This is a genomic window from Frigidibacter sp., from assembly GCF_030695035.1.
Taxonomy (GTDB): Bacteria; Pseudomonadota; Alphaproteobacteria; order Rhodobacterales; family Rhodobacteraceae; genus Frigidibacter.
In genome coordinates this window covers 271,977-278,572 of the sequence record NZ_JAUYTT010000014.1, presented here as the reverse complement: position 1 = coordinate 278,572, position 6,596 = coordinate 271,977, and the positions used below count along the sequence as shown (strand labels likewise).

6 protein-coding genes are annotated in these 6,596 nt (G+C 67.4%); 3 read left to right on the top strand and 3 right to left on the bottom strand.

Translation table 11 applies throughout. From position 1 onward, the window contains the following. On the bottom strand, window positions 1-141 hold a 141-nt coding region (locus Q8S30_RS15400; RefSeq protein WP_305666647.1), incomplete at its 3' end, for a GTP-binding protein. A 120-nt stretch (window positions 142-261) separates the two neighbouring features. Further along, on the bottom strand, window positions 262-1,068 hold the full coding sequence (locus Q8S30_RS15395) for a hypothetical protein (RefSeq protein WP_305666904.1): 807 nt from the start codon (window positions 1,066-1,068) through the stop codon (window positions 262-264). Window positions 1,069-1,186: 118 nt separating this feature from the next. Between Q8S30_RS15395 and Q8S30_RS15390 the strand changes: the two genes are divergently transcribed. Together Q8S30_RS15390 and Q8S30_RS15385 are read left to right on the top strand one after the other, a co-directional pair. Then, on the top strand, window positions 1,187-2,566 hold the full coding sequence (locus Q8S30_RS15390; RefSeq protein ID WP_305666903.1) for a cytochrome P450: 1,380 nt from the start codon (window positions 1,187-1,189) through the stop codon (window positions 2,564-2,566). 40 nt (window positions 2,567-2,606) lie between these two features. Continuing rightward, window positions 2,607-3,344 carry a DUF533 domain-containing protein gene (locus Q8S30_RS15385; protein WP_305666902.1) on the top strand — a complete coding sequence of 246 codons (738 nt, stop codon included), beginning with the start codon at window positions 2,607-2,609 and terminating at the stop codon, window positions 3,342-3,344. A gap of 7 nt (window positions 3,345-3,351) precedes the next feature. Here the strand turns inward: Q8S30_RS15385 and parC are convergent, their stop codons facing one another. Continuing rightward, window positions 3,352-5,661 (bottom strand): DNA topoisomerase IV subunit A, encoded by a 2,310-nt coding sequence (gene parC / locus Q8S30_RS15380; RefSeq protein WP_305666901.1) that lies wholly within the window; start codon window positions 5,659-5,661, stop codon window positions 3,352-3,354. A gap of 61 nt (window positions 5,662-5,722) precedes the next feature. Here parC and Q8S30_RS15375 point away from each other — a divergent pair, with 61 nt between their 5' ends. Continuing rightward, window positions 5,723-6,553, top strand: coding sequence for an SDR family NAD(P)-dependent oxidoreductase (locus Q8S30_RS15375; RefSeq protein WP_305666900.1), 831 nt, complete (start codon window positions 5,723-5,725; stop codon window positions 6,551-6,553). The last annotated feature ends 43 nt before the right edge of the window (window positions 6,554-6,596 follow it).

The window sequence follows — 6,596 nt, the reverse complement described above, 5'->3', positions numbered from 1 at the left end:
GCCGTCGATCTGGTCATAGGCCTTGAAATCGCCGAAATACTTCGTGATCGCAGCCGTCAGAGTCGTCTTGCCGTGGTCAACGTGGCCAATCGTGCCGATGTTGATATGCGGTTTGTTCCGTTCAAACTTTGCCTTAGCCATCTCGCGGGCGCCTCATGGAATTAGGGGGCCGCATCCGGGCCCGATTCAACACCGCGGGCTGCCTATCTGGCGGCCCGCAAAAAATCAAGCACCACTTGTCTCTGGCCCGTTACGCGGCCGTCATGGCAGTGTCAGGCCGGGCACCGAAGTGGCGGAATTGCGCACCCCAGTGTCGATGCCCTGGCAAGGCTGGCCAGCGGTGCAGGGCACCGTGGCACGCGCCGGGGCGGCAGGGACTGCAGCGGCCGGTCTAGCGACGGCAGCCGGAGCAGGTGCCGCCGGTGCAGCAGCCGCCACAGGCTTCGCCGCGGCCGGAACCTGCCCGGGTGCCGGAACGCTGGCCGCAGCACCGCCAGTCGCCGCCGGCAGCAAGGCGCGCGCCGCCGCCGCCTCGGGCGTGAACCAGGCCTTGTTCTCGACCAGCCAGTCATTGATCTGCCGGGCTGCCGCCTCGGACAGGTTGGTCATCTGGGCTTCCTTGTCCTGCAGCAGCCCCGACCCCAGCAGCGTCTCGCCCGAGAAGGGCTCGAACACGGTGATCTGCTTGGGCGCGGCATTGATGCGCCGCTGCGCAGTGTCGTCCCAGACATTGGCCGATACCACGAGGATCGACTTGGGGCTGATCACCAGCGGGATACCCGGATAGGCCAGCGCATAGGCGTCAATATTGATGCCGAGGTGATAGAGCTTGTCACCGTCATAGCGCCCGGTGCGCTTGATAATCTCGCCCTGCAGCGCCGCCTGCCACTCCTCATCCGTCACCGTCCGCGAGGGCCCGGCGACCTGCGCGTTCTTGGCCACGATGATCGTGTGGCCGAGCTGGAAGTTGCCCAGGGCCTCGGGCGGCGCGTTCAGATCCTCGCGGGCACAGGCCGCTACAAGGGCAATGGCGGCGATGGCAAGCAGGCGGCGGGGCAATGATGTCATGCGCGGAAACTCTCCCATGTTGGGTCAAGCCATAGCCGCTTGGGGCCCTCGCCGCAATCGCCGGGCTTGGCCCCGCGCCGCTGCCCCCTATATCGTGATCGACCAAGGAGGTCCGCATATGGATGCCCGCACCACCGCCGACACCCCGGTTCAAGTGCCTCTGGCGACGGTTCCGCTGGGAATACTCGGCTCGCTCCGCGTCGCGCAGCGCAACTTGCTGGAGCTGATCCCCGAGATTGCCCTGCATCAGCTGATGGTCTCGGGGCGCACCGGCAAGCGCTGGCACATGGTCATGGATCCGGGCGCGCTCCGCCGGGTGCTGAAGGACAAGGTCGACGACTACCCCAAATCCGACGTGACCAAGCTGATCCTCGGCCCCGCCATCGGCGACAGCCTGTTCGTGGCGGAAGGCGCGCATTGGCGCTGGCAGCGCCGCGCCGCCGCGCCTGCCTTCTCGGTCCGCAATGTCGAGGCCCTGGCCCCGGTGATGGGCCTTGCCGCCGAACGCTCCAGCGAGCGCATCACGGCGGCCCATGGCCGCGCCGCGAACCTGTTTGACGAGATGGTGACGGCGACCTTCGAGGTGATCTCGGATGTCACCTTCTCGGGCGGAGGCGACACGGGCGGCCTCGCCCGAGACGCCGTCCACAAGGCCATCGACAGCTATATCTCGCAGACCGCGCGGCTGTCCGTGCTCGACATCATCGGCGCGCCGATGTGGGTGCCGCGGCCCTCGCGGATGCGCGCCGGGCCGACGATGCGCGAGATGAAGCGCATCGCCGACAGCGCCATCAACCAACGCCGTGCCAATGGCGAGCGCCCGGTGCCCGACCTCTTGGACCTGCTGCTGTCGGGCGTCGACCCCGAGACCAAGCGCACGATGGACACGGCAGAGCTGCGCGACAACCTGCTGACCTTCATCGTCGCCGGGCATGAGACGACAGCGCTGACCCTGGCCTGGGCGCTCTATCTCTGCGCCTTCGACCCGGGCGTGCAGGAGCAGGCGCGGGACGAGGCGCAGGCCGTGCTGGGGGACCGCGCGGCCACCGCCGCCGACCTGCCGCAGCTGCCGCTGATCCGCCGGATCGTGGAGGAGACGCTGCGGCTCTATCCACCCGCGGCCTTCCTGTCGCGCACCGCGTTGGCGCAAGATGAACTCTGCGGCCGCGAGATCCGCCCCGGCGATACGGTGATGCTGCCGATCTACGCGCTGCACCGCAATCACCTGCTGTGGAAGGATCCGCACCGTTTCGACCCCTCGCGCTTCGAGGATCGCAGCTTCGACCGCTATGCCTTCCTGCCCTTCGGCGACGGGCCGCGCGTCTGCATCGGCGCCAGCTTTGCCATGCAGGAGGCGATCATCATCCTTGCGACTCTGCTGGCCCGGCACCGCTTCTCGCTGGTGCCGCACCGTGCCCCAAAGCCGGTGCTGATCCTGACGCTGCGGCCCGAAGGCGGGGTGTGGCTGATGGTCGAACCCGCCGGGAACCAGCCCTGACCGGCAGCGTTGGACCGGCAACAAATAAGGGAGACTTGTCATGAGCCTTGTGAAGACGCTGGCCCGCGTGGCCTTGGGCGTGGTGGCCTATAAGGGCATCAAGAACGCCATGAAACCGGGGCCTGATGGCAGCCAGAGCGGCTTTGGCGGGATGCTCGACCGCGTCAGCCGGCCGCGCGAAGGTTCGGTGCTCGACAAGGTGATCGGCAACTTCGGCGGCGGCCGGTCCGGGGGGCAAGGCGGCGGCGGCTTGCAGGGAATGCTGGCCGGCGGCGGCATCGGCGGGATGCTGGGCGGGATCCTCAGCGGTGCCGGCATCGGGAACGCCGATGAGCCGGCCCACTCCCCGGCACCCGGCCAGCCCGGATTCATCGACAAGCTCCGCGAGGCCGAAAGCCAGAATGGCGAGCCTGCCGTGCCGCCGACGCCGCAAGAGGAGGCTGCCGCGGCGCTGATGCTGCGCTCGATGATCCAGGCGGCGAAGGCTGATGGCGAGATGGACCCGGAAGAGCGGCGTAAGATCCTTGGCAACATGGAGAACGCCACGCCCTCGGACCTCGATTTTCTCATCGCCGAGATGGCCGCGCCCGTGAACCCCGAGGCGCTGGCTGCCGAAACCCCCGACGGGATGCAGCGCGAGGTCTATGCCGCGGCGCTGATGGCCATCGACCTCGATCATCCGGCAGAGCGGGCGCATCTGGCCCGCCTTGGCGCGGCGCTGAACCTGACCGCGGCCGACATGGCCGAGATCGAGGGGCAGGCGCTGCCCATGGCCTGACCTGGGATCAGGTAAAGCGGTTGTCGCGCGGGAAACCGTGCGGCGGCGCCTTGCCGATGGCGCCACGGCGGCCGATCCACGGGGACATATCCTTCTCCGTCCGGGTCGAGCCGCCGCCCTGCTTCCAGCTCAGCCCCTCGGCCAGCATGAAGGTCGCGGCATCGGCCAGCCCGCCATCCAGCTCCAGCCCGCCCTGACGGCCGCGCGCCATGCCGTATTTCTGCAGGCGAACGCCCTTGCCGCGGGCCATTTCCGGCACCTCAGTCAGCGGGAAGGCCAGGAACTTGCGGTTCTGCGAGACGACGGCCAGATGGTCGCCCGCCACCTTGCGGCACAGCTTCGCCTTCACGCCCTCGGCCACGTTCAGAACCTGCTTGCCTGCGCGGGTTTGCGCTACCATCTCATCGGCGGGCACCACGAACCCGTCGCCCTCGGTCGAGGCGACAAGGAATTTCTCGCCGGGCCGGAAGATCAGCATGTCGACCACCTCCGCCTCGTTCGGCAGATCCACCATCAGCCGCAGCGGCTCACCCATGCCGCGCCCGCCGGGCAGGTTGGCCCCGATCAGCGTGTAGAAGCGGCCATTGGTGCCGAAGACCAGAATGCGGTCGGTGGTCTCGGCGTGGAACACGAAACGCCCCTCGTCGCCATCCTTGAATTTCGCCTCGGCCTCCAGCGGCTGATGGCCCTTCAGCGCGCGGATCCAGCCCATCTTGGAGCAGATCACCGTGATCGGCTCGCGCTCGATCATCGCCTCGATCGGCACTTCCTCTACCACGCCCGCCTCGGCAAAGCCGGTGCGCCGCGCGCCGCCGGGGGCATCGCGGCCAAAGGCCTTCTGCACAGCCTTCAGCTCTGACGAGATCGTCTTCCATTGCAACTTGTCGCTGGCCAGCAGGTCGATCAGCCCGGCGCGTTCCTTGGTCAGCGCCTCATGCTCGCGCTTCAGCTCCATCTCTTCCAGCCGCCGCAGCGACCGCAGCCGCATGTTCAGGATCGCCTCGGCCTGCACATCGGTCAGATACACGCCCACCGGATCGCTTGGCGCCCAGTTCTCGGCCATCATCACCGCCTTGGCCTCATCCTCGGTGCGGATGATCTGGATCACCCGGTCAAGGTTCAGGAAGGCGATGATATAGCCTTCCAGCACTTCCAGCCGCGCGTCGATCTTCTCGACCCGGTGCTGGCTGCGCCGCTGCAGCACGTCGCGCCGGTGGTCCAGGAACGCCCGCAGCACCTCGCGCAGGCTGCAGACCTTCGGCACCTTGCCGTCGATCAGAACGTTCATGTTCAGGCTGAAGCGGATTTCCAGATCCGAGTTGCGGAACAGCATCCCCATCAGCATCTCGGGGTCCACCGTCCGTGCCCGCGGCTCCAGCACGATGCGCACATCCTCGGCGGATTCGTCGCGCACATCGGCCAGCGCCGGCACCTTGCGGGTCTGGATCACCTCGGCCAGCCGCTCGATCAGCCGGGATTTCTGCACCTGATAGGGGATTTCCGTGACCACGATCTGCCAGGTGCCGCGGCCCAGATCCTCGACCGACCAGCGCGCGCGCAGACGGAAGCTGCCGCGGCCGGTGCGGTAGGCTTCCATCACATTGCCCGCAGGCTCTACCAGCACGCCGCCGGTCGGGAAGTCGGGCCCCGGCACCAGATCGACGATATCCTCATCCGAGGCGTCGGGCTTCTGGATCATCAGCTGGCAGGCGTCGATCAGCTCATGCAGGTTGTGCGGCGGAATGTTGGTCGCCATGCCGACCGCGATGCCGCTGGACCCGTTGGCCAGCAGGTTCGGGAAGGCCGCCGGCATCACGATGGGCTCTTCCAGCGTGCCATCGTAATTCGGGCGGAAGTCCACTGCGTTCTCGGCCAGACCTTCCATCAGCGTTTCCGCAATGGCCGTCAGGCGGGCCTCGGTGTAGCGGCTGGCGGCGGGGTTGTCGCCGTCGATATTGCCGAAGTTGCCCTGCCCGTCGACCAGCGGGTAGCGGACGTTGAAATCCTGCGCCAGCCGCGCCATCGCATCATAGATCGCGGCATCGCCATGCGGGTGATAGTTGCCCATCACATCGCCGGCGATCTTGGCCGATTTGCGGAAGCCCCCGGTCGCCGTCAGCCGCAATTCCCGCATCGCATAGAGGATGCGGCGATGCACCGGCTTCAGCCCATCGCGCGCATCGGGCAGGGCCCGGTGCATGATCGTCGACAGCGCATAGGTCAGATACCGCTCGCTGATCGCCCGGCTGAGCGGTTCGGACGAGGTGGCGCCTCCGGGCGCTTCGGCGGGGATGTCGTCATCGGTGGTATCGGTCATGGTCCCCGTGTAGATCGGGGCGCAACGCAGGTCCAGATGCAACAAGGGCGCGAGGGTGCAGATGCCAAAGACGATCCTGATCACCGGCTGTTCATCCGGCATCGGCCATGACGCCGCGCATGGGTTGGCCCGCGCCGGCTGGCGCGTCTTCGCTACCTGCCGCCAGCAGAACGACTGCGACCGGCTGGTGGCCGAGGGGTTGGAGAGCTTCGTGCTCGACTACGCCAATGAGGACAGCATCGCCGCCGGTCTGGCAGAGGCGCTGTCGCGCAGCGGCGGCACACTCGATGCGCTCTACAACAACGGCGCCTTCGCCTGCCCCGGCGCGGTCGAGGATCTGCCCCGCGGCGCGCTGCGCGAGATTTTCGAGACCAACCTCTTTGGCGTGCATGACCTGACGCGCCGGGTGATCCCGGTGATGCGCGCGCAAGGCCATGGCCGGATCATCAACTGCTCATCCGTGCTGGGGCTGGTCGGCATCCGCTGGCGCGGCGCCTATGTGGCGACCAAGTTCGCCATGGAAGGGCTGACCGACGTGCTGCGGCTGGAAATGGCGGACACGCCGATCAAGGTGATCCTGATCGAGCCGGGGCCGGTGACATCCGACATCCGCCAGAACTCCGTCCCGCATTTCGAGCGCTGGATCGACTGGCGCAATTCGGCCCGGCGCGGGCAATACGAATCCGGGCTGCTGCAACGGCTGTACAAGGACCGCGGCAAGCCCGACCGGTTCGAGCTGCCGCCTTCCGCCGTGACCGCCAAGCTGCTGCGCGCGCTGACCGCCCCCAATCCGGCGCCGCGCTATTATGTCACGACGCCGACCTTTATGATGGGGCTGGCACGGCGCATCCTGCCCACGCGGGCGCTGGACTGGGTGGCAGGTAAGGGCTGATGCAGCGCCCTCACGGATTTTCGGTTCGCTTTTTGCCGAGACA